Below are 21,781 nucleotides of genomic sequence, written 5' to 3'. Positions count from 1 at the left end.
GAGCAACCTAAATTAATTGAGCGCATTGACAAGCCCGATGCGGCATTACAACCAGGTACCAATCGAGGCGTAACAACGCAAGTGTCAGCACTTAAGTTAGTAAGAAACCCTGCTCTTGATGCCCATTACAAAAACCTAGCGGACTATGAAACGGCATATAAGAAAAAACTAGCCAAAGCTATTAATGATAAAGATTCTAGTAGCCGCATTGGCGCATTTAAAGCGAAGCTGACCGAGGTTAAAGGAGAACGTGCTGCAAGTGCATATATGGCAAAACACTTTTCTAAGCCACCGCCACCTGCGAAAATGGAATTAGGTTTTGGTCCTGGGCCCGGTTTTGACCAAGTTTGGGCTAAGCGTGATAAAGACGGCAACGTGCTAGAATACTTTATTGTAGAAGCTAAAGGACCTGGTGCCAAACTTACTAAAGGAGCCAAAAAGGGAGATCAAATGACTGATAAATGGATTGATAACACTCTGGCTAGCATGAAAAAATCTAAAAAATACCAAGCTCAGAATCAATTAGGTGAAAATTTATTCGATGCTATTGAAGATGGCGATCCAAAAATAAGTAAATTAGTTATCGAAGCTGTTGAAGATAACGGCAAAATAATTGGTGGAAAATTACAACCTTTACCGTAGAGAAATTTTAATGTTAAATTTAAATAAATGTGAAATTGACTTTGAGCGACTATTTAAACGTGCTCCTATTGTTTTAACTAAGCGAACACCTCAAATACTAGACAATTCTGTTTATATAGAAGTGAGGCAGCAAGCCACCTTTGTGGTAGCTAATAAATATATTGAATTAGCATATGCATACTATGTATTAGAAAATTTCCCTGAAACTAAATCATACTTCGAAAAAGCAGCACCTTTTGCATTTTTACGAGGTTTTGACCCTGAGTTAAAAACAAGTCATAACGATTGGACTATTCAACAAGATCTCAATATTGTTCTTCTTTTTGCTGAGCAGGAAGTTTTAGAAAAACTTAAACACAGTGAAATAAAACTATCGAGTGTTCAACATCAAGCCAAACTCCAATATGTTGAATTATTAAAAAATATTGTTACAGGTGGCACACCTGAGCAAAGCGATATTGATGCCGCCTTACTTGAAACCAAAAACACCAAGGATAAAGATGTATTACAGTATATCCTCCCGTTAATCGAAGCGATTTCTGCTTTAACATCAGCCGATATAACACTTTGGCAAGCCAGTATTGATAAAGCCATAAAATGGCATACTGATGAATGCAAATTTGGTGATTACAAAGATATGGAAGAAGGCTTTATCTGTTTAAATGCGCTTACTATGGCTAAATTAGGCAAAGACCTGCACGGCTGGCAATGCCAAACCAATTCACTTTATCTACCCTTATTTTTAATTGATTAGTTCGCTAATCACACAACACGAGCCTATTACCTATGAGCAGCTTAATTCACTTATTACTTATTGACGAAGAAAGTTACCCGACCTCGCTTAACGGTGATGATGAAAGCAAATACCAACAGTTACTGGAAATTACTGAAGAAGAAGCCATTCATTGGCAGTCAATCGAAATAAACCTGCGCGGCTTTGAGCCAGCACTGCAATTGTGGGATGCCATCGCTGGTAATAGCCGCTTATTACTTATTGCTAGTTTTAACTTTTTCCCTCATAAGCTACTACCACCTGACGCTGATATTAGCGGTACTTTCGGATTTTTTCCTGCTGATATGGTCAAAGATTTATATACCATAATGGAAGAAAAATACGACTTCGATATTAGCAATTTGGAAGGTCAGCAAATTATTGCTGAAATTGAGCAAGATGGTATCGACGAAGTAAACCCCGAAGCGTATGAGCTAGTTCGAGACAAGTACTTTGTAACCTTTAGAGATGCGGCTGAGCAAGGTAAATCAATCGTCGTACTCATTGAGCAATGATTAATGATGTAAAGTAACGCTAAGGACAGCAAATGCAACCCGACATTAAAAACATCCCGCAACACCTAGGTCAGTATCTTTATCAACAAATTGATGCTCCGTGGCTTGAAGCACAGCTTATTTTAGATTGCGATAATAATAATGTGATTGAGTGCAAAGCTCACTTTAAAGCAGATGACGAAACACAGCATGCAATTGCTGTATCTGACAATATAACAGCGTTGTTTAAAACGTTATTTGACCACGCCATTAAAAATGAAGTGGAAGATTGGCAACGTGCTATTTTTACAATGACGCGTAAAGGCCAATTTAACTTAAACTTTGAACGCGATAATAACGATGAAGAAGTAATCGCCGCTGTTCCAACACGTTAAGCAATAATTTAACCGCCCTTTAACAACATGGATGCTTGCTGGTGCTACAGCCTTTTAAAATTAGTACCTTAGCTTTTGGCTGTATTTCAAATTGGGTCCCTCATTTACTTCTCATTCTTTTCTCTTTGTGCAATATGTTTTTTGAGTAAATTATTCACAAAGAGGGCTAGAGACGCTGCGCTTAAAAAGTAAAAGCTTAATGTGCCTAATGGCTCTACGTTTTTACAAACAAACGATAATATAAGCATTACGGGCTCAGGTAATGGCGATTTAATTATTCACAACGCAGGCGGCGAGATAAAACTCGACAGTCAAGGCAATGTTGATATTACCGCCACTAACGTACTTACACTCGATGGCACATTTATAACCTTTGATGGCCCAGTTGATTACAACATAACCAGCCCACAAACAGCGCGGGCACCGAGCAATGCAAGCCCTGCCAATATTAGCCGCATTAGTGATATAACCATTAATGACTCCGGTATTGCTGCAACAACGTCAAGCGTAGTGGATTTACTTTATGTTTATCAAGATGGCACCCCTGTAAAAAACGCACCTTATACAATTAAATTTGATGATGGAACACAAAGCACAGGCCAGCTAGATGAAGACGGTATAGCCCAATTAACCGATGTACCAAATGGTCAGTTTACTATTCATTACGGGGAAGATACGCGCAAGTATGAGCCTCAAGATAACACAACGCCAAACCCACTTTATGGAAAAATAACACCGCAACAAGCGGTAAAAATGATTGAAACTAACAACACTGCTTTACTTGATGAGGCTAATAACGTAGCCGCAACATCAGGCAATTGGCTTTGGGGAGCGCTGCAAGGCGATTTTAATAGAAACCCAAGTACATCCCAAATAGTAGTGGGTAGTGTAATATCTATGATCCCTGTTATTGATCAGTTAATGGATTGTCGTGATATCTGCGCAAATATTATGGTCTTAAGTGATGATGATGAAAGCAATGACAGTGACGGCTGGTTAGCACTTTCTTTAACAGCTATTGGCTTAGTTCCTATCCTTGGTAGTGCGTTAAAAGGCACTCTAAAAGTCATTATAAAAAATATGGGGGCAACACTTGATGCAGCTTTTGCCGTATTGCGAAAACTGGGTAAAGGCGACCCACACGCGTTTCTTAAAAATCTGGATTGGTCAAAACTCACTCAAGACTCAACAAAAGCTGTTAAAAATCAAATTAGCACAATTAAAGAAGCACTTGAGCCTATCTTAGACTCTTGGTTAATTCGCAAAATGTTAGACAATCATGCTATTAAGTCTATTGAAAGTACCTTAACTAAATTAAAACAGTTTGAAACTAAAGTAGACTCAGGAATACAGCAAGGCATTAACCGTATTAAAGGCTACGTTGACGAAGCGCTATTAAATAATGCCAAAGGTCGCGTTGTAAAAGGTAATACCGGCCAGCCTCTTAAAGCAAAAACTGCTGAATTAGATGCCAGTGACATAGAGCTACCTTATAAAATTAAAGATGGTGTAAAAGCGATTGGTAGCTCACCTATTATTTTTAAACGTCACCACCCCCATGGGCAACAAAATGGTGACTGGCCTGATAGTTACACACTTATGCCAAATGGAAGGCCTCTTGGGGCAAATGAGGGGATAATGCCTGATGACTTTAAAGGATTAAAGAAACTAGATGAAAATAGCTTGGGCAAAATAGATGAAGGATGGCCGGATTTAAGATATGGTGACAATTTTGAAAACTTCACCGATTTAAAAGCGGACACACTTCCCAAAGGAACAAAGATTTATCGTATTATTGACGAAGGCACATCTGAAGCAACTCGTCAAAGCTCTGGCGCCTACTGGGCCTTTGAGTTACCTACGTCAAAAGCGCAGTGGCGAGAAAATTATGCAGTTAAAGATTCATGGAATGACAATGGTCACTATATTGAACACATACTAGAGCAAGATGAAAAAGTATGGGTTGGCGGTGTGGCTGGGCAGAAATATGAAGAGTTTGAAGGCAATAACTTTTATTTAAAAGGAGCTGAAACACAGATATTTATCAAGCCTGGTTTAATCACTGGTGACAAAATACAACCAAAACTAACAAATTGGCCGGATGCAATATAATGAATGAAAATGCAAAAAAAACACTCCTCGAGAGGAAGTTTACTTCAATAGACTACATCAAACTTTACGTGGATAGTTATCAGGAAATTGTTGAAACGCTTGAAGCCGGAATGAATGAGTTTGAACTCCAGTTGCAAAAAAATCCGACTTTAAACATGGACAACTTTAAGTCATGGCAACTCCGAGGCGCTCCCAATATAAAACGCGGCGCTCAGAATGCGCTTGAACACTTTGAAAAAGCTAAAAAAGGCCACCTTACAGGAATTGCAAGCTCTGCTGGTAATTTAAGAGGCTTATCACGCGATGTTGATAACATAGGTGGTTTTGGTGAGTGGTGGCATGAAATAGATAATAAATACTGGGATACTTTTTATTCAACATATATGAAAACGAAAAAAATAGGCTCGAATATCGATTATACCATTTCAGGTTATTGGGATAATGATGAAATTCTTGATGAAGAAATTACAGGGCCTATGGATAAAAACGAGCTGCTGAATTATTTAAAGCCAGGCGAATCGCTTGATGATTTGTCATAAATAAAACGCTAAGGACAGCACATGCAACCCGACATTAAAAACATCCCGCAACACCTAGGTCAGTATCTTTATCAACAAATTGATGCTCCGTGGCTTGAAGCACAGCTTATTTTAGATTGCGATAATAATGTGATTGAGTGCAAAGCTCACTTTATTAAAGCAGACGACGAAACACAGCATGCAATTGCTGTATCTGAAAATATAACAGCGTTGTTTAAAACGTTATTTGACCACGCAATTAAAAATGAAGTGGAAGATTGGCAGCGCGCTATTTTTACTACCACTCGTCAAGGTCAGTTCAACTTAAACTTTGAACGCGATAATAGCGATGAAGCCACTTTATTACTTTAAATGAGCAGCATAAGCATAGCGTTAAATTTATTTAAAACTTTATAAATTAATAACAATAATTGAACCTGAGCTGGATACATATTAAACTGTACGCCAATTTGTTTTTTAAACAAACGAAAGTCAAGGAAGACGAGTTAGGTACCCCAACTTATTAATACTCCTCCATGATATTTCGTGACATTTAACATTTATTATTTAAAATAATTTTACGGAGTACCTATGAAAAAATTAAGCGCACTTTTGGGTTTACTGTTATTAAGCGGTTGTTCTACACCTCCTCCAGCCCAAGAAACTGAGCAAGTAGTTTTAGAACCTATTGCAGAGATTAACGAAGTAGCTGCACCAATTTCATTAACAGTTATTACTAACCCTGCTGATGCTCGCGTTCGTATTATGAATATCAACCCTGTTTACAAAGCTGGTATTGAGCTTAAAGAAGGTAAATACGATATTGAAGTAAGCAAAGCAGGATACCTTACTTACAGAAAATGGGTTTCAGTTGATAAAAAAACAATACTAACTGTTGAACTCGATACAATGGAAGCAAGCCAATCGGCTCAATAAGCTTCTCAGTACGTTTTAGTTTATATGCCTTAGCCTGGTTAATTTAATAACTGGCCTAAGGCATATTAAATCCTTCATAAAGCCACAAATATCCTACTGCGAAATAACTACCAACATTAATTAAAATACATAACCACAACACAATAATAAAACGTCGCTTTTGCGATTTATGACGAAGTAATTGTTGAGCAAGTAATGCCCCCGGCCATCCTCCAAATAATGCAAGTAGTTGCAGTGTACGCTCTGGCGTGCGGTTTACTTTTGTATGTGAAGAACGCTTAGCTTGTCGCTTATCCCACGCGTACATTAAAAAAGTTATAGCACTTAATACACTTATATAACCAGGTACATATATTGGTATATAAACAGGTAAGTATTGCAGCGGGTAAGCTAACCAAATGGCAGCTAAATAAAGCAATGAGAACGTGATTAATATTTTCTTTATCAATTAATTATCACCTATACTGGGCTTATAAGAGCCTAACAACGAGAGCCAAATTATGACATATTTTAAATCGCTATTCTTAGCATTATGTTTATGCACATTTAGTAGCTTTGCTAATGAAACTGCCAGTAACCTTGATAAAGAGCTAGAAGTGTTTAAACCTTACTTAGGAACGTGGCAAGCAGACTTTAAAGTACCAGAAGGCGCTAAAAAAATACAAGATGTTGGCCGTTGGGAACGCGCTTTAAACGGTAAAGCTATTCGTACCATGCACTCGATTAACGAGGGTGAGTATGGCGGTGAGTCGATGATTTTTTATGATAGCAAAAAGAAGTCACTCGTATTTTATTATTTCACTACGGCAGGATTTTACACTAAAGGCACAATAACGGTATTAAGCCCTACTCAGTTTGTAGCCTATGAGGAAGTAACAGGCAGTAAAGAGGGAGTGACTAAGGTTAAATCTACTAGTGATTTAAAAGACGATAAGTTTATTGTATCGACCTCTTATCTTAAAAAGGGTGAATGGACTAAGCCCGAAAGCAGAAGTTATACACGCAGTACAAAAACGGTTAAATTTAAATAGCCGCGATTTATAAACACAAAAAAGGCAGCCTAGGCTGCCTTTTGTCATTTATAAAATCGTATTTATTTTACATATTTTTTAAATGCAGCGTCTACTGGTGTATCAGCAAGGTGATTAGTGTAGTTGCTCATTACTTTTTGAGACAAGCCTACAATAATTTCAAGTAGTTGTTGCTTACCGTAACCTGCTGCAAAGAATTTTTCGATTTGCTCATCGCTGATCACGCCACGTTCACGTGTCATTGCGAGTGTAGTTTCACGAAGAGTTTCTAGCTTAGGGTTTTCAAGTGGTGTTTTGTTTACAAGTGCATCAACAACACCTTGATCAACTTTCATTGCCGCTGCAATACCACTGTGAGCAGGAACACAGTAATGACAGTCGTGCTCAACGTTAATTGATTGCCATACTACTGTTAGCTCTTCTGCATTGAATGATGTTTTTTGAAACAGCTCATGCAGTACTTGGTAACCTTTAAGTAATGTTGGTGCTTCAGCCATTACTGCATGTAAGTTAGGAAGCATACCAAATGCTGCTACTGAATCAGCTAGTAACGGTTTTGCTTCTTCTGGTGCGTTTTCTTGAGTGTATAAAGTAAATTCGGCCATGGTTAGCTCCTAATAATTAATAGTTTTAAGTAACTTCGAGACACATAGTATTTGATTTTGAGCGACTGCTCAAGTTAAAATTGAGCAAATGTTCAAATTGATTGAGAATGATATGGCTAATAAGGTTAAATTTGAACGCGATAATGTAGTTCGCGTTGCAAGCCAGCTATTTTGGCAAAAAGGTTTTCATGCAACCTCAACGCGTGACTTACAAGAAGCCGTTAATATGCGCCCGGGTAGTATTTACTCTGCGTTTGGCTCTAAAGAAGGGCTATACTGCGAATCGCTGAAAGATTACACAGTACAAATGAAAACCCAAATAGAGGGGTTTCTATCAAGTGCAGATACAGTACTTGGTGGGTTACGTGCATTTGTTGAAAATGTGGTCATTAAAACAAAAGATTGCAGCCCAAGCGCTATTTGTATGCTGGTTAAAGCAAACAGCGAGTTTGCAGAAAAAGACTCAAACCTATACGAGTTAAGCTTAGATTTAACAGCTCAATTTGAAGCTTATTTAACGCAGTTGTTTACACAAGCAATAAACAAAGATGAGTTAAGTAATACGTTGACCGCTGTTGAATATGCGCGCTTTTTTCAGGTGCAATTTACAGGTTTACGCGGTTATTTTAATCGTCCTAATGTAGATCAATTTGCTGAGCCAATGATCAACCAAATGTTTATGTTGATTAAAAAGTTATAAATAGCAGTTATCGAGCATTCTCAACAAGTTATACTTATTTTACTAAATAAAAATGGCCAGTATTAACTGGCCATTTTTTTGTGCTTAAAACTTAATTTATAAGTTACGTTTTAAGCTTATTTAGCTCATTATCTTGCTGGGCAACAAGTGCATTAAGCGCTTCGCTGCTATCCCCAGCTTGTGTAGATAAGTCAGCAAGCTGCGATGCGGCATCAGATATAAGCGTTAAATTACGGTTTATTTCTTCAGTCACTAAGCTTTGCTCTTCGGCAGCGGTGGCAATATGTGTAATTTGATTGGTTATTTCATCAACTTTAACGACAACACTGTGCAGAGCATCAAAAGCTACTGATGTTTCATCAACGGCATTTTGTGCACGTACAACGCCTTTTTCAATAACGGTAGATGCGTTACCTACTTCAGATAATAAACTATCAATTAGCTGGCTTATGTCATCTGTTGATGAACGCGTTTTAGAAGCAAGTGCACGTACTTCATCAGCAACAACGGCAAAGCCTCGCCCATGCTCACCAGCGCGCGCAGCTTCAATGGCTGCGTTAAGTGCAAGTAAGTTTGTTTGTTCTGAAATAGTACGAATTACATCTAATATTTGCGTAATGTCTTTACTACGCGAAGCTACTTTTTCAACTGCTTGGTTGGCTTCTTTAATTTCTTCAGACATCGTTTTAACTTGTGTCATCGCTGATGATAAGCTCGACTCACTGCTTACTACCAAGCTATTTATTTCATCGGCTTGTTGGGCTGATTGCTCTGATGCTCTGGCTACTTCGAGTGCTGTTGCGCTCATTTCGTTCATAGCCGTTACCACACTTTCAATTTCTTGAAATTGAGATTGAACATTATGCTTAGTATCAATAGCGATGTGTTGTGCTATTTCGCCTTGCTGTTTAGTTTGCTCAGACACCGCTTTTAGTTCAGAAATTAAATCACGTAGTTTTGCTAAAAATCGATTAAACCCACCAGCTAATGCAATAAGTTCTGCGTGGCTATCAACATGCAATGTATGCGTTAAATCACCCTCAGAACTTGCGAGGTTATCAACCCGCTGTTGAATTTGTTGTAGCGGCGCTATTACACCTGCAATTACTAATTTCATAATAACAAAAGCAACCACAGCAATTATTAAGCCTGTAATTAAAATAATAAACCCGAGTGATGCTGCTGTTTCTTGCATGTTTTTTTCGAGCGCTTCAGGCCCTGCAAGTGCTAGATCTGTAGGTACTTCTATGATTAATGACCACTGAGTATTTGCTAGTTTTATATCAATTGGATAATTTACTAAATATTCACTATTTGTTTTAAAAATACCGCTTTGCCCTTTAGACTTTTCAATATCATTAAATATAGTAGAACTAACAGCTTCTTTAATTGGGCGCCCTAATTTAGATTTATAATGACTGCTGCCTACAATTAAACCTAAATCGCTTAACAAGGTTACTTTAGCTTGACCATTGTAAAGCTGCTTAGAAAGCTGCTCAGTCATTACTTGAAAGGTTGGTAGAGTTAAATCAACGCCTGCTAAACCAATAAACTGGCCTGACTTTAAAATAGGCACGGTTAACGAAGTTAGCATTACCGAATCGCCCGATGGAATTTCGTATAAATACGGTTCCATAATACAAGGCTTAAGTGTGTCTTTTGCGCACAAATACCACTGCGCTTCACGAATACCAAATTCATTTAAAGAGGTAATATATTTATCGGCAGCATTCGCTACTTTTTGTTGTTCAATGACGCCTTTTTGATCGCGAGTTATATATACCTCTAACGTACCAGCACTATCTACTGAATGCTTATACCCTTGTTGATATTGAGAATCTTGTCCATCAAAAGCGTTTGGTTCAAATTGAGAATAAATAGATGATAAGAGAGTGTTTTGTTCTAAAACCGCTTTATTTATACTGACAACTGTATCTCGGTCTAAAGTGCTTTGTTTTGCTGCATCGCCAAGTAATGCCGCTAATGAATAAGGAACACGGTAAGCTTCATTAATAAAGCCAGCAATTTTTTCTCCGTATCCAGCCGCATGAGCATTAAGCTTTTCTTCTACTTCTACAATAATGTACTCTTCGGATTTGGTCGCTAACTGCTTATTACTTGATGATAACTGCCACCACAAAATGCCTGATAGCACTAGTACAGTTATAAATATACTACCGACACTTAGCCAGAGTAACTTTTTTGCTAACGATATTTCTCGCATTCATCACACCCTTTAAATTAAAACTACTGGTACAGTTTAGTAGATCTAATCAATGAAGCTATGAATATCGTTAAACAAATTGAATTTAATACAATACGTTGAGTTTTTTTAAAGTTTAGCCAAACGTGCCGTTGTAATTGAGGCTGCAATTAATAAACATACACTTACCCATAAACACGCACTAAGCCCATATACTTGAAAAACCCAGCCAGAAAGCACCGTACCAAGCAAACGCCCTATCGCATTGGCCATATAATAAAAGCCAACGTCGAGCGACACCCCATCGTTTTTAGCAAAACTTACTATTAAGTAACTATGCAGCGATGAATTTACAGCAAATACACCACCAAAAATAAGTAAGCCGATTACAAGCGTAAAATGTACCGCTACATCAAATTGCATCAACAACGCTAAAATGCCAGTTACGCCACTTAATAGAGCAACCCACCAATACGCTTTTTTGACTGAATGTGAGTTTGAATCACTTTGCCCTGTTATACGCGGTGCTTGCGACTGCACCAATCCATACGCAATAACCCACAAAGCCATAAAGCCGCTTACCCACCAGTGATCCCAGTTAAACTGAGCGGCTAAGTAAACCGGCAATGCAACCACAAACCATACATCGCGCGCCGCAAACAAGCATAAACGCGCTGCACTAAGTAAGTTGATTGCCCGCGATTTAGAAAATAATTCTTTAAACTTAGGTTTGTTTTTAGCTTTACCAATATCGCCTTTTAAAAAAATTAAACTAATAACCCACGCAACACTAAGTAAAGCAATTAGGCTTATTAATGCCCCCACAAAACCAAATACGGTAAGTAGCAAGCCACCTAAAAAAAAGCCCACTCCTTTTAACGCATTTTTAGAGCCTGTAAGTATGGCAATCCATTTATATAATTGGCTTTGCCCTGCATCGTCTTGTGGTACTAAATACTTAATGGCGCTCTTTGCGCTCATTTTATTTAAGTCTTTAGCTATGCCACTCAGTGCTTGCGCTGCCATAACATAGGCAACGGTTAGCCAATCTCCAGGAACGCAAAGCATGGCCAAAGCTACAAGCTGTAGCCCAAGCCCTACATTCATGGTTTTGTTTAACCCTAAATGTGCTCCTAGCCATCCACCTACTAAATTGGTGATTACGCCAAAAATTTCATAAAACAAAAACAACATGGCTATTGAAAATGCACCATAACCCAACTGATGAAAATACAGCACCACCAGCATCCTTAGTGCGCCATCAGTAAGGGTAAATGCCCAGTAATTACCGGTAATTATTAAATATTGTTTTATAGAGCTTGGTAAATTAGCCAACTGCGCAAGCATGAATTTAAACCTTTTTAAACGAGATTAAACCAAATCACTTTGTGCAACTTTAAGCATTAGCTCAGCGGTACGGTTTGCATAACCCCATTCGTTATCATACCAAGCGTATAATTTAAGCTGAGTGTTGTTAATTACCATAGTTGAAAGCGCATCTATGGTGCAGCTACGTGGATCTGTTTTATAATCTATAGATACAAGCGGTCTTTCTTCGTAGCCTAAAATGTCTTTTAGCTCGTTATTTGCAGCATTTTTAAACCACGTGTTTACTTCATCTTGTGTAACACCTCGTTCAAGCTCAAAAACACAATCAGTAATGGATGCGTTAGTAAGAGGTACACGCACAGCATGGCCGTTTAATTTACCCTTAAGCTCAGGAAAAATATGCGTAATAGCCGTTGCACTACCTGTTGTGGTTGGTATTAAACTAGTACCGCACGAACGTGCACGGCGTAGGTCTTTATGGGGTGCATCTATAATCGTTTGGGTATTAGTAATGTCGTGAATAGTAGTCATTGAGCCGTGTTTAATGCCTACTTTTTCTTGCAGTACTTTTACTATTGGCGCTAAACAGTTAGTTGTGCAAGAAGCAGCTGTAACAATTTTATGCTCACTTGGGTTATATAGGTCATCGTTTACACCCATTACTACATTTAAAATACCGTCTTCTTTTACTGGTGCTGTTACCACAACACGCTTAACACCTTGCGCTAAATATTGATTTAACAGCTCAGTGGTTTTCATTTTACCGCTGGCTTCTATTACGACATCGCAATCTGACCAATCAGTTTCATTTATGGTTTTGTTGTTGGTAACTGCAATCGTGTGTTTACCCACACTAAAGCTATTATCATCACTAGTAACCTGCTGCGCTAAGCGTCCGTGTACTGAGTCAAACTCAATTAAATGTGCGTGTGTTTTAGCATCGCCCGCTACATCATTTACTTTAATAAACTCTATTTCTGGCCAATCAACTGCTGCACGCAGTGTTAAACGTCCCATACGGCCAAAACCGTTAATACCTACTTTAATAGTCATAATTAAATACCTTTAATAAGTTAATTTATTAGTTAGTTACAACAGCTAGCTGCACGTTCAGGGCGATTACCCATAGCGTTTAAGCGCGTTAAATCGTTTTGATAAAATGAAGAGTTAGCAGTAAGCGTTTGCGTTAATACATTTTTAGCCCACTCTGGCAGTGCTTTGTTAATACTGTAGTACACCCATTGATTTTGTTTACGGTCGCTCAATAATCCGCATTGTCTTAACTGTGCTAAATGGCGAGATACCTTAGGTTGGCTTAATTTAAGTGCAGCAACAAGCTCGCATACACACAGCTCTTCTTCGTGGCTAATTAGCAGCATTGCTTTTAAACGTGTATCGTCCGCTAGGCATTTATAAAATTGAAGTGGGTTGAATTGTTCCATACTGTCCTCACTGTGCTTATGCATACACAATAAAACAAAATAACAACATATGGAATAGTGGATATACGTTTTATCGTATATTTAATTTTTATGCCTTAAACGCAAAAAAGCACACAACGACTAATTGTCGTTGTGTGCTTTTATAACTTTTCTTTATTTAGTTATTAAATAATTGAAAGCTCTACTTCAATATTGCCACGTGTTGCGTTTGAATATGGGCATACTTGGTGTGCTTTATCTACAAGCGTTTGCGCTGCAGCTTTATCCATATCACCTAGTGATACAGCAAGTTTTACTGCAATACCAAAACCGCCTTCAATAGCACCAATAGACACTTGTGAATTAATATGTGTGTCGCTTGGTAAATCTATTTTTTCGCTACCTGCTACAAATTTAAGTGCGCCAATAAAACATGCTGCATAACCTGCGGCAAATAATTGCTCTGGGTTAGTGCCTTGTCCGTCGTCTCCGCCTAAACCTTTAGGTGTCGATAAATTTACATCTAAACGACCATCATCAGATTTAGCTACGCCTTCACGGCCGCCAGTTGCAGTTGCTTTTGCAGTGTAAGCTACGTTTTGTAATACATTCATAATGAACTCCAAAGTTTAAAAACATCAATCAATTTAGTTTGTGTGCAAAATAATAGAACAAGTAATTAGAGATTGCAAATACTTTGCATGCAAATTAAAATAACATGCATCGAAATAAAGGATAACGTTATGCCGTTTGAGCAATTAAAGTTAAAAAATCAGTTATGCCACCGGTTATATATGGCATCTAACAGCATTGCGCGTGCGTATCGCGAGCCTTTAAGCAAACTAAATTTAACTTACCCGCAATACGTAGTAATGATGGCGCTGTGGGAGCAAGACGAAATAACAATTGCAGGGCTAATAGATAAAACCGCGATAGACGGCGGTGCAATGACCCAAATACTCAAAAAAATGAGCGAAAAATCATTACTGGCTGTTATTAAAGATGAGCACGACAAACGCAAACGCCTAGTGAAGCTAACCCAGCATGGCCAATCACTTAAGTTAAAAGCAGCCGATATTCCTAAAAATATTTTATGTAAATTTGATAGTGTAAATGCAACACAAGCGAAGCAGTTGATGCAGCTGCTCGATTTAGTAGTAAACGACTTAGCCGATTAGGCTCTTAATTTTTAAACAATAAACGTGTTTTAAAAGGTTTTAAAAATGACTCATATTAAAAAATTACTATTAGCTGCGGCGTGTAGCACGGCACTTTTAAGTAGCAACGCCGTATCTGCCAATACTGCTAATACTGCTGGCCAAAATGCTGATTTAAAAACAGTAGCCACTTTTGATGCGCAGCACCCACCGGGTAACATTGCTATTACCCCATCGGGCAGAAAGTTTTTATCTGTGCACGGTTTTTTTGGCCAAAAGCAAAAAATTATGGAGCTTTTAAGCGATGGTACAACTAAGCCCTACCCTAATGAAGAATGGGCATACGCGTACAATAACGGTAAAGGTTTTTACGATGTACTTGGTATAAACGTATCAAGCGATGGCGTTTTATGGATGCTCGACACTTCAGGGCCCGATCACGCTGGGCGCTTAGTGGGTTGGGATACAAATAAAGAGCAACTACATAAAATTATTTATCTGGCTAAACCTACCATTACCGACACCTCATTTTTAAACGATTTAGTCATCGATAATAAGCATGGCGTTGTATACATTGCCGACACAGCCCAAGGCAGCCAAGCCGCTATTATTACGGTAAACCTTAAAACAGGTGTAGCACGCAGAGTGCTACAAAATAGCCATTACACCACAGCCGAAAATATCGATATGGTTATTGATGGGCGCACAATGAGCCTTGGCGGACAACCAGCACGCTTAGGTGTTAACCCAATTACGCTTGACCCTAACGAAGACTGGCTTTATTTTGGCTCTATGTCGGGCACATCGGTTTACCGCATTGCCACCAGCGATATAAATAACGAGAGCCTTTCGGCTAAAGCACTTGAAGACAAAGTTTCGCGTTACGGCACTAAGCCAATTTCAGACGGTATTATTGTTGATGGCGGCGGTAACATATATGTAACCGACATAACCAATGGCGCAATTGGCGTAGTTAAACCCACTGGCGACTACGAAGTATTATTTAAGGACGAACGCTTAAGCTGGCCTGATGGCTTTAGCTACGGAGCCGATCATAAAATATACTTTACCGTTGACGATTTACATAATTCGCCTGTACTTAATAATGGCAAAAATCAAAGCCACGGTAAGTTTAAAGTAATGTCGTTCGAGCCTTTAGTAAAAGGAAAAGTAGGCCGCTAATTTTCTTTTTAAGTGACTACATTTTTAAAAAAGCCTTGTACATTTAAGTGACCTAATAGTTGCAGGGCTTTTTGTTAAAAACACACCACGTTGGTGCATCTTTTAGTAATACTTCACCTCTTTGGTGCTAATCCTTAAGTATGTATTTACACTTAAATACTAAACACCTGATTTCTATTCATAAAATATTCAAGTTAATGTTGGCATACTTCTTCCTATAAACTGATGTGTTCAGTGAAAATACCAAGGAAAAACCATGTTCAATTTATACCATACCCTTTACCTTTTATGGCGTTTAGACATTAGCGTTTGGCAAGTTAACGACCCAACAAATACCCGCACTACCGCTGACAAAGAGCGCGTCTATGTTAAGTAGCATCGTATTGTGTAAAGGCTTGGCATAAAGCTTAAATGTATAAACCTACTTTAGGCTAAGCTTTTGCACACTATGAAATTTATGAATAAACCTTATTTAATTACTTATTAGCCACCTGATATAAAAACAACCCCCTTGTAATAAACTCCACATTTAAAAACATCAAAAAAATTAGTAAAAACACTGCGTTTATAACTTTGCAAGCAACCCTATTGCGTTGTATTGTTGCACCCTATTGAAAAATTTTAGTTGGAACGTGTATGCACGCTTTGGAAGTTAATTTTGATGGCTTAGTTGGCCCTACTCACAACTACGCTGGTTTATCGTATGGTAATGTTGCCTCGTTAAATAACGCAGCAAGCTTTTCAAATCCTCAAGAAGCAGTGCTTCAAGGCCTTGAAAAAATGAAAGCCATGCACGACAAAGGCCTAACTCAAGGTGTATTTGCCCCTCATGCGCGCCCCGACTTAAACGTACTGCGCCGCTTAGGCTTTACCGGTAACGATGCACAAGTAATTCATAAAGCATTTAAAGCTGATCCTATTTTATTACGCGCGTGTTATTCAGCGTCAGCAATGTGGACAGCCAATGCAGCTACGGTATCGCCATCTCCAGATACAACCGACGGCAAAGTACATTTTACTTCAGCTAATTTAAATAATAAGTTTCATCGTTCATTAGAGCCTGCAACCACTACACGCTTATTAAAAGCGATGTTTAACAACGACAAATACTTTGCGCATCATACCCATTTGCCCGACCAAGGCTTTTTTGGCGACGAAGGAGCAGCAAACCATACTCGTTTTTGTGACAGCCACGGCGAGCAAGGCCTTGAAATGTTTGTATTTGGTGCCAGTGCGTTTAACAGCCAATTACCAAAACCAGCTAAGTTTCCTGCAAGGCAAACACTCGAAGCCTCAGAAGCAATTTGTCGCTTACATAACCTAAAAGATTCAAGCCAAATTTTACTACAGCAAAATCCAGACGTAATAGACCAAGGCGTGTTTCATAACGATGTAATTGCAGTAGGTAACGCCAACGTATTACTGTGCCACCAGCAAGCATTTTTAAACCAAGCTTTGGCATTGCAAGATATTCGCGAAGCGTATGTGGGCAATAAAGAATTTTATATTATTGAAGTACCTACCGATAAAGTAAGCATTACCGACGCTGTAAGTAGTTATTTATTTAATAGCCAGCTAGTGAGCCTTGAAGATGGTTCAATGCTGTTAGTGGCACCACAAGAATGTAAACGCAACAGCGCGGTTAACGCCTACATTGAAGAAATGATTATGGCTGATAACCCAGTAAACCAAGTACAGTTTTTTGATTTACGCCAAAGTATGCAAAATGGCGGCGGCCCAGCTTGCTTGCGTTTACGTGTAGCCCTTAACGAGCAAGAACTTGCTGCAGTAAACCCAGAGGTTATTTTAACTGATACTAAATACACACAACTGTGTGACTGGGCAAAACGTAACTACCGCGACAAATTAGGCGCAAGTGACTTTGCAGACTCAGCCCTACTCACCGAGAGCTACCAAGCACTTGATGAGCTAACGCAGCTACTTAATTTAGGCTCAGTGTACGACTTTCAATTAGAAGGTTAATCCCTCAGCCTACACAAAGGCTAATACAAAAATAGAGAGCCAAGGCTCGCTATTTTTATTTGTGCTTATGTTTATGTTAATACATATTTAAGCATCTTTGTTAACAGTTATTGCCGACGCCATAGACTCAGATATATGCAGCGTACGCTGCGGAAACGGAATACTCAGCCCAGCATCTTCAATAGCTTCTTTAACACGTTTATTTAAATCCCACACAGTTTGCCAATAATCACCATTAACAGCCCACGCACGTAATTGTATATTTACTGCGCTTTCGCCTATTGAAGTTACCATTACTTTAGGGGCTGGCTCTGCGAGTAATCGGCTCTCTGATGCGGCTAATTCTTTAAGTACATTTAAGCCAACGTCAATAGAGTCGGCATACGAAATACCCACCACTATATCCATTCGTCTTTTGCCATTACGGGTAAAGTTTTTAATATTGCCACCCCATACTTTGCCGTTAGGCGATGCAATATAAAGACCGTCGGTGGTTTTAAAAATAGTGGTAAATAGGTTTATTTCACTCACAGTACCAAGCGTGCCACTGGCATCAACAAAGTCGCCTATTTTAAAAGGTCTGAGTATTAGCAGCATAATACCCGCAGCAATATTGCTCAGCGTATTTTTAAGGGCTAAACCAATCGCTAAACCAGCAGCACCCATTAGCGCAATTAAACTGGCCGTATTAACGCCAAAAATATCTAAAATAAATAGCCCACCAATTATATAAACTAAATAACCAGCAATACTCGATAAAAGAGGAAGCAGCGTACTATCCACTCTTTTTAATGGCGATTTAGAGTTTTTAATCGCTTTTTTAACCGAGCGTGCAATTAAGGCACTCGCAACTAAAATCACCAACGCTAAAATCACTTTGTATCCTAAAGTGATGATTGTTTCTGAATGGCTTTGCCAAAACGCTAATAGTTTATCTTTCATGTTTGTTCCGATAAATGTGGCTGAAACTCAGCAAAATAATGGTTAAATCTAATAAAACCGACTTCAAAAGAAGTGGCGCGAGTATATAGTAAAAAACAATTAAATCGATGAAATTAAAAACGTTTTAAAACATCATGTTAAAAGTTCTAACTCCTCATATTTTTAATTCAATTTAGGTTAAGGGTTAAATACATACACTTAACAAATCAAATAAGAGGAAACAACCATGAACTTTAAATCAACAATATTAAGTAGCGCTATTATTTTTGCCTTAGCAGGCTGCGGCTCATCAAATGATGATGCTGAAACAACCCCACCGCAAACAAGTGATAAAACCACTTTTAGCTTAGGAATTTCCGACGCTCCAGTCACTGGTTTAAAACAAGTTAACGTTGTATTTGATTCAATAACAATTAAAGCCCAAGAAGGTGAAGAAGTTAGCTTTGAAACTCGTTCTAAAAACGATGCCACCTTAGCGCAAATGGTCAACTTACTAGACTATACGGGCGACGATATTTTTCAATTACTTGATGATCAAGAAGTACCTGCAGGTGATTATTCGTGGATCCGCGCGCAAGTAATAAACGGCGACACAAACAACCTTAGTTTAACATCTCACGTAGTTTACGAAGACGGCAGCATTGCACCGCTTATCGTAAAAAGAAAAGGTAATGATGGCGTGGGTGAAATACAGCTAAATGGCTTTACACTCAATCAAACCGACAACGAGTTTGTATTAGAGTTTGATTTAAAAAAATCGTTAGTTGATCCACAAAATAATAACGAAGTATTTTTAAAACCTCGCGGTGTGCGTTTACAAAACCTTTCTGAATCACAAGATATTGAAGGCACTGTAAGCCAAACACTTATAAACAATTGCGAGACTGACAACATTGATCTTGCCGCTGATGATTCATCATTTGGCCATGCTGTTTACCTTTACTCTGCGCAGGCACAAACCCCAACAGATATTCATGAAATAGATGACCAAACGCCTGATAACGCTCCGTTAGCTACTGCCAATGTTGTATTTGATGCAGACGATAATAAATACGAATTTGAACTCGCATTCATAACACCAGGCGACTATCAACTTGCTTATACGTGTAGCGCACACATAGACGATGCAGAGCAAGTAGATGCTGATTTTAATATTTATCAACTAAAACAAATTAGCCTAACGCAAGCTGACGATTTATCAGTCAATTTTGACATAGCCCAATAACTGCATGGCGCACATTGAGCTGCGCCTTTATTCATTTGTTAATAAGGAAAAAACCATGGCAAAAGAGAAAATAGTACTCATAACCGGCGCTTCTAGTGGCATTGGTGAAGCAACGGCAAAAACCTTAGTAAACAACGGTCATAAAGTTATATTAACCGCCCGTAGAGAAGAGCAACTTAACCAACTTGTTGCCGAGCTAGGATCAGATAACGCACTGAGCGTAGCCGCAGATGCAACCGACTTTACCGCGCTTGAAAACGTAGTTACCAAAGGCATTGAAAAGTTTGGCCGATTAGATGTAGCCTTTGCTAACGCGGGTATGGGTGTTTCAACCGCAGGCACCGAAAAAGGTGACCCAGATGAATGGTCAACCATGATCGATATAAACATTAAAGCCCTACTGTGGACTGCAAAATTAACCCTGCCGCATTTACGCCAAAACAAAGGTCACTTTATATTAACCAGCTCTGCCGCTGGCCGTAAGCCAATTGGTGGCTCTATTTACGGTGCAACTAAATGGTTTGCTTATGGCTTTGGACAAAACTTAGCTGAGGAAATGAGTGAGTGGAACGGCCGCTGCACAACCATAGCACCAGGTATGGTAAACACCCCGTTTTTTGATGAAGCTAAACCCGACAAACTCGACCCGCAAGATGTAGCCGACGCGGTATTGTTTGCTATTGAAGCAAACCAGCGCAACAGCGTACGAGAAATCTATTTAATGCCAACTAATTAACGTTGGCTAGGGAGTTTGGGCTGTCAGGTTTAATGCTAATGGTGTTAAACCTGATGGTTGTTAGTGCTTAGCTTGGGTTAGATGTTAGTAGGTAAGAATGAATTAAAGGTATTAGGCATTTAAAGTCTTATTAATTGCCAATGCTGCCCTTAAACCATATGTAAGCAAAATATAGTACAACGGCAATATATCCAAAAGAAATAACTAGGTTTACTTTCCAGAGGTTTAGCCAAAAATTGCCTCTGAAATAAGTGCGTTCTCTTACTTCATGGTTGAACAATGCTACTGAAGAGGGCACTAATATTAACGCAGACCAACCAAGTATAGGTAACACCATAAACATAATGCCTATGCCTGTACCTCCTGCTGAAGCGTCGGATGCTTCACCATCAATTGGGGCTAGCATCACGTAGCCTAAAATAAACCCAACAATCGCAAGTATAAAACCTAAAAGCTGAAATGTTCTCATTATTATCCTTGGCAACTAACGAGACTGTAAAATAACTCCAACAGCCAAATTCAATTAAAAAATGATCTCCTTTAATTAACCCTAAGCGTTTTTAAAGCATTACAAGATTTAGATTGGGTGTCACTGTAATTCACGCTGGAGCAAAACTAACTGTTTTTTGTCCTTATTGGATCGTCTTGTTAGCACTATTTTAACGACTTTGCCAAAGAACTATATACTAGATCTACAAAAGTTGTTCCGTGCCATTCATCGTCAAGCGATGGATTTACTGTATCAGGTGCTCCACCAATTAGATCACGCATAATACGGTAATCATTACTATGCTGCGCAAGTATTTGCATTTTCTCTTGGTGCTCAGGAGGAAGCATTTTATTTTTATACCATGTACGAAAAACATGTTTAAAAAGAGGTTCATTACAAGAAAACCATTCGCCTTGTCTTCTTAGATGAGAAAACTTTTGGTGTAATTCAGCCTCTCTAGCAGAGCCTCCTGGTTCTAATGCGCCAATAATTAATTGGCCATACGTACCAGTTTGTAAATTTTGTAAACGCTGGAGTACATTTTTAGATCTACCAATCTTTATAAATAGCCCATGTAAAGGGTGTGCATTTTTAGGTGGTCCAGCCCAAGAGTCTGGTACCTGAATAATATAATAAACGCTATCGATAGTCCCAAAAGAAACTTTATTCGCCCACTCACACCAAGGTGTAACCCATTCATCTGCTTTTTTAAAAGTAGAAAAGTATTCGGTTGTGAAATAGTGCTCACCATTTTCAAGGTGTATATCTGCTACAAACTCACCGTTTTCGCATTCTCGAATACTCTCAACTTTCAATAGAACCTCTGATAGTGCTAACGAGCCTGTAGATTAACTCGTTTTTAAATTTGTTTTTATTGATAAACAAACCATAGCTGAGTTCCTATTTTG

Annotated in this window: 24 protein-coding genes and 1 pseudogene; 15 read left to right on the top strand and 10 right to left on the bottom strand. The window is 38.7% G+C overall.

Features of this window, described 5'->3' with window-relative positions:
* The 8 genes and pseudogenes from AAEY62_RS19270 to AAEY62_RS19235 all read left to right on the top strand — a co-directional run.
* Window positions 1-642, top strand: a pseudogene (locus AAEY62_RS19270) (hypothetical protein); the annotation flags it as partial.
* A 10-nt stretch (window positions 643-652) separates the two neighbouring features.
* A complete protein-coding gene (locus AAEY62_RS19265; protein WP_008170470.1) occupies window positions 653-1,396 on the top strand; it encodes an Imm49 family immunity protein in 744 nt (247 codons plus the stop codon).
* 32 nt (window positions 1,397-1,428) lie between these two features.
* Window positions 1,429-1,929 carry a hypothetical protein gene (locus tag AAEY62_RS19260; RefSeq protein ID WP_008170468.1) on the top strand — a complete coding sequence of 167 codons (501 nt, stop codon included), beginning with the start codon at window positions 1,429-1,431 and terminating at the stop codon, window positions 1,927-1,929.
* A gap of 32 nt (window positions 1,930-1,961) precedes the next feature.
* On the top strand, window positions 1,962-2,303 hold the full coding sequence (locus AAEY62_RS19255; RefSeq protein ID WP_024592070.1) for an immunity protein YezG family protein: 342 nt from the start codon (window positions 1,962-1,964) through the stop codon (window positions 2,301-2,303).
* A 201-nt stretch (window positions 2,304-2,504) separates the two neighbouring features.
* The gene (locus AAEY62_RS19250) at window positions 2,505-4,415 is read left to right on the top strand and encodes a hypothetical protein (RefSeq protein ID WP_350635805.1); all 1,911 of its coding nucleotides are present in this window, start codon (window positions 2,505-2,507) and stop codon (window positions 4,413-4,415) included.
* Window positions 4,415-4,954 (top strand): hypothetical protein, encoded by a 540-nt coding sequence (locus AAEY62_RS19245; RefSeq protein WP_350635804.1) that lies wholly within the window; start codon window positions 4,415-4,417, stop codon window positions 4,952-4,954. Before AAEY62_RS19250 ends, AAEY62_RS19245 begins: the two co-directional genes overlap by 1 nt.
* 21 nt (window positions 4,955-4,975) lie before the next feature.
* Entirely contained in the window at window positions 4,976-5,305 is a 330-nt protein-coding gene (locus AAEY62_RS19240; protein WP_350635803.1) for a DUF600 domain-containing protein, read from the top strand.
* Window positions 5,306-5,524: 219 nt separating this feature from the next.
* Entirely contained in the window at window positions 5,525-5,869 is a 345-nt protein-coding gene (locus AAEY62_RS19235) for a PEGA domain-containing protein (RefSeq protein ID WP_007586203.1), read from the top strand.
* Between the two features lie 55 nt (window positions 5,870-5,924).
* Here AAEY62_RS19235 and AAEY62_RS19230 read toward each other — a convergent pair whose 3' ends face one another.
* Window positions 5,925-6,317, bottom strand: coding sequence for a DUF1294 domain-containing protein (locus AAEY62_RS19230; protein WP_007586205.1), 393 nt, complete (start codon window positions 6,315-6,317; stop codon window positions 5,925-5,927).
* Window positions 6,318-6,369: 52 nt separating this feature from the next.
* Between AAEY62_RS19230 and AAEY62_RS19225 the strand changes: the two genes are divergently transcribed.
* On the top strand, window positions 6,370-6,900 hold the full coding sequence (locus AAEY62_RS19225) for a hypothetical protein (protein WP_024591507.1): 531 nt from the start codon (window positions 6,370-6,372) through the stop codon (window positions 6,898-6,900).
* A gap of 62 nt (window positions 6,901-6,962) precedes the next feature.
* On the opposite strand, the gene AAEY62_RS19220 is transcribed toward AAEY62_RS19225, so the two are convergent.
* The gene (locus AAEY62_RS19220) at window positions 6,963-7,505 is read right to left on the bottom strand and encodes a carboxymuconolactone decarboxylase family protein (RefSeq protein ID WP_350635802.1); all 543 of its coding nucleotides are present in this window, start codon (window positions 7,503-7,505) and stop codon (window positions 6,963-6,965) included.
* Between the two features lie 112 nt (window positions 7,506-7,617).
* On the opposite strand from AAEY62_RS19220, the gene AAEY62_RS19215 reads away from it, so the two are divergent.
* Window positions 7,618-8,205 (top strand): TetR/AcrR family transcriptional regulator, encoded by a 588-nt coding sequence (locus AAEY62_RS19215; protein WP_350635801.1) that lies wholly within the window; start codon window positions 7,618-7,620, stop codon window positions 8,203-8,205.
* A 103-nt stretch (window positions 8,206-8,308) separates the two neighbouring features.
* Here the strand turns inward: AAEY62_RS19215 and AAEY62_RS19210 are convergent, their stop codons facing one another.
* The 5 genes from AAEY62_RS19210 to AAEY62_RS19190 all read right to left on the bottom strand — a co-directional run bounded on the left by AAEY62_RS19210 (window position 8,309) and on the right by AAEY62_RS19190 (window position 13,772).
* Window positions 8,309-10,429, bottom strand: coding sequence for a methyl-accepting chemotaxis protein (locus AAEY62_RS19210; RefSeq protein WP_350635799.1), 2,121 nt, complete (start codon window positions 10,427-10,429; stop codon window positions 8,309-8,311).
* Window positions 10,430-10,537: 108 nt separating this feature from the next.
* Window positions 10,538-11,755, bottom strand: a complete 1,218-nt coding sequence (gene arsJ, locus AAEY62_RS19205; RefSeq protein ID WP_024608440.1) for an organoarsenical effux MFS transporter ArsJ — start codon at window positions 11,753-11,755, stop codon at window positions 10,538-10,540.
* Window positions 11,756-11,779: 24 nt separating this feature from the next.
* Window positions 11,780-12,790 (bottom strand): ArsJ-associated glyceraldehyde-3-phosphate dehydrogenase, encoded by a 1,011-nt coding sequence (locus AAEY62_RS19200; RefSeq protein WP_350635797.1) that lies wholly within the window; start codon window positions 12,788-12,790, stop codon window positions 11,780-11,782.
* A gap of 32 nt (window positions 12,791-12,822) precedes the next feature.
* Window positions 12,823-13,179, bottom strand: a complete 357-nt coding sequence (locus tag AAEY62_RS19195) for a metalloregulator ArsR/SmtB family transcription factor (protein ID WP_024591540.1) — start codon at window positions 13,177-13,179, stop codon at window positions 12,823-12,825.
* Between the two features lie 164 nt (window positions 13,180-13,343).
* Entirely contained in the window at window positions 13,344-13,772 is a 429-nt protein-coding gene (locus AAEY62_RS19190) for an organic hydroperoxide resistance protein (RefSeq protein ID WP_024608437.1), read from the bottom strand.
* Window positions 13,773-13,901: 129 nt separating this feature from the next.
* On the opposite strand from AAEY62_RS19190, the gene AAEY62_RS19185 reads away from it, so the two are divergent.
* The 3 genes from AAEY62_RS19185 to astB all read left to right on the top strand — a co-directional run bounded on the left by AAEY62_RS19185 (window position 13,902) and on the right by astB (window position 17,480).
* The gene (locus AAEY62_RS19185; protein ID WP_024608436.1) at window positions 13,902-14,336 is read left to right on the top strand and encodes a MarR family winged helix-turn-helix transcriptional regulator; all 435 of its coding nucleotides are present in this window, start codon (window positions 13,902-13,904) and stop codon (window positions 14,334-14,336) included.
* Window positions 14,337-14,381: 45 nt separating this feature from the next.
* On the top strand, window positions 14,382-15,497 hold the full coding sequence (locus AAEY62_RS19180; protein WP_350635794.1) for an L-dopachrome tautomerase-related protein: 1,116 nt from the start codon (window positions 14,382-14,384) through the stop codon (window positions 15,495-15,497).
* Between the two features lie 636 nt (window positions 15,498-16,133).
* The gene (gene astB, locus AAEY62_RS19175) at window positions 16,134-17,480 is read left to right on the top strand and encodes an N-succinylarginine dihydrolase (RefSeq protein WP_004334492.1); all 1,347 of its coding nucleotides are present in this window, start codon (window positions 16,134-16,136) and stop codon (window positions 17,478-17,480) included.
* A gap of 87 nt (window positions 17,481-17,567) precedes the next feature.
* Here astB and AAEY62_RS19170 read toward each other — a convergent pair whose 3' ends face one another.
* Window positions 17,568-18,422, bottom strand: coding sequence for a mechanosensitive ion channel family protein (locus AAEY62_RS19170; RefSeq protein WP_024591544.1), 855 nt, complete (start codon window positions 18,420-18,422; stop codon window positions 17,568-17,570).
* 226 nt (window positions 18,423-18,648) lie between these two features.
* On the opposite strand from AAEY62_RS19170, the gene AAEY62_RS19165 reads away from it, so the two are divergent.
* Window positions 18,649-19,647 carry a DUF4382 domain-containing protein gene (locus AAEY62_RS19165; RefSeq protein ID WP_024591545.1) on the top strand — a complete coding sequence of 333 codons (999 nt, stop codon included), beginning with the start codon at window positions 18,649-18,651 and terminating at the stop codon, window positions 19,645-19,647.
* A gap of 55 nt (window positions 19,648-19,702) precedes the next feature.
* Window positions 19,703-20,383 (top strand): SDR family oxidoreductase, encoded by a 681-nt coding sequence (locus AAEY62_RS19160; RefSeq protein WP_024591546.1) that lies wholly within the window; start codon window positions 19,703-19,705, stop codon window positions 20,381-20,383.
* Window positions 20,384-20,513: 130 nt separating this feature from the next.
* On the opposite strand, the gene AAEY62_RS19155 is transcribed toward AAEY62_RS19160, so the two are convergent.
* Both AAEY62_RS19155 and AAEY62_RS19150 read right to left on the bottom strand, forming a co-directional pair.
* Window positions 20,514-20,852 carry a hypothetical protein gene (locus AAEY62_RS19155; RefSeq protein WP_024591547.1) on the bottom strand — a complete coding sequence of 113 codons (339 nt, stop codon included), beginning with the start codon at window positions 20,850-20,852 and terminating at the stop codon, window positions 20,514-20,516.
* 185 nt (window positions 20,853-21,037) lie between these two features.
* Window positions 21,038-21,688 carry a GIY-YIG nuclease family protein gene (locus AAEY62_RS19150; RefSeq protein WP_350635792.1) on the bottom strand — a complete coding sequence of 217 codons (651 nt, stop codon included), beginning with the start codon at window positions 21,686-21,688 and terminating at the stop codon, window positions 21,038-21,040.
* Between the last annotated feature and the right edge of the window lie 93 nt (window positions 21,689-21,781).

The organism is Pseudoalteromonas sp. GW168-MNA-CIBAN-0100 (genome assembly GCF_040309225.1).
Classification (GTDB): domain Bacteria; phylum Pseudomonadota; class Gammaproteobacteria; order Enterobacterales; family Alteromonadaceae; genus Pseudoalteromonas; species Pseudoalteromonas arctica.
The sequence above is the reverse complement of the archived record's forward strand: the minus strand, read 5'-3'. Positions and strand labels throughout refer to the sequence as shown.

Bases quoted from the DNA above. Each gene is read 5' to 3' on its own strand.
- AAEY62_RS19265 (WP_008170470.1), top strand. From the start codon at position 653: ATGTTAAATTTAAATAAATGTGAAATTGACTTTGAGCGACTATTTAAA.
- AAEY62_RS19260 (WP_008170468.1), top strand. From the start codon at position 1,429: ATGAGCAGCTTAATTCACTTATTACTTATTGACGAAGAAAGTTACCCG.
- AAEY62_RS19255 (WP_024592070.1), top strand. From the start codon at position 1,962: ATGCAACCCGACATTAAAAACATCCCGCAACACCTAGGTCAGTATCTT.
- AAEY62_RS19245 (WP_350635804.1), top strand. From the start codon at position 4,415: ATGAATGAAAATGCAAAAAAAACACTCCTCGAGAGGAAGTTTACTTCA.
- AAEY62_RS19240 (WP_350635803.1), top strand. From the start codon at position 4,976: ATGCAACCCGACATTAAAAACATCCCGCAACACCTAGGTCAGTATCTT.
- AAEY62_RS19235 (WP_007586203.1), top strand. From the start codon at position 5,525: ATGAAAAAATTAAGCGCACTTTTGGGTTTACTGTTATTAAGCGGTTGT.
- AAEY62_RS19225 (WP_024591507.1), top strand. From the start codon at position 6,370: ATGACATATTTTAAATCGCTATTCTTAGCATTATGTTTATGCACATTT.
- AAEY62_RS19220 (WP_350635802.1), bottom strand. From the start codon at position 7,505: ATGGCCGAATTTACTTTATACACTCAAGAAAACGCACCAGAAGAAGCA.
- AAEY62_RS19215 (WP_350635801.1), top strand. From the start codon at position 7,618: ATGGCTAATAAGGTTAAATTTGAACGCGATAATGTAGTTCGCGTTGCA.
- AAEY62_RS19210 (WP_350635799.1), bottom strand. From the start codon at position 10,429: ATGCGAGAAATATCGTTAGCAAAAAAGTTACTCTGGCTAAGTGTCGGT.
- arsJ (WP_024608440.1), bottom strand. From the start codon at position 11,755: ATGCTTGCGCAGTTGGCTAATTTACCAAGCTCTATAAAACAATATTTA.
- AAEY62_RS19200 (WP_350635797.1), bottom strand. From the start codon at position 12,790: ATGACTATTAAAGTAGGTATTAACGGTTTTGGCCGTATGGGACGTTTA.
- AAEY62_RS19195 (WP_024591540.1), bottom strand. From the start codon at position 13,179: ATGGAACAATTCAACCCACTTCAATTTTATAAATGCCTAGCGGACGAT.
- AAEY62_RS19190 (WP_024608437.1), bottom strand. From the start codon at position 13,772: ATGAATGTATTACAAAACGTAGCTTACACTGCAAAAGCAACTGCAACT.
- AAEY62_RS19185 (WP_024608436.1), top strand. From the start codon at position 13,902: ATGCCGTTTGAGCAATTAAAGTTAAAAAATCAGTTATGCCACCGGTTA.
- AAEY62_RS19180 (WP_350635794.1), top strand. From the start codon at position 14,382: ATGACTCATATTAAAAAATTACTATTAGCTGCGGCGTGTAGCACGGCA.
- astB (WP_004334492.1), top strand. From the start codon at position 16,134: ATGCACGCTTTGGAAGTTAATTTTGATGGCTTAGTTGGCCCTACTCAC.
- AAEY62_RS19170 (WP_024591544.1), bottom strand. From the start codon at position 18,422: ATGAAAGATAAACTATTAGCGTTTTGGCAAAGCCATTCAGAAACAATC.
- AAEY62_RS19165 (WP_024591545.1), top strand. From the start codon at position 18,649: ATGAACTTTAAATCAACAATATTAAGTAGCGCTATTATTTTTGCCTTA.
- AAEY62_RS19160 (WP_024591546.1), top strand. From the start codon at position 19,703: ATGGCAAAAGAGAAAATAGTACTCATAACCGGCGCTTCTAGTGGCATT.
- AAEY62_RS19155 (WP_024591547.1), bottom strand. From the start codon at position 20,852: ATGAGAACATTTCAGCTTTTAGGTTTTATACTTGCGATTGTTGGGTTT.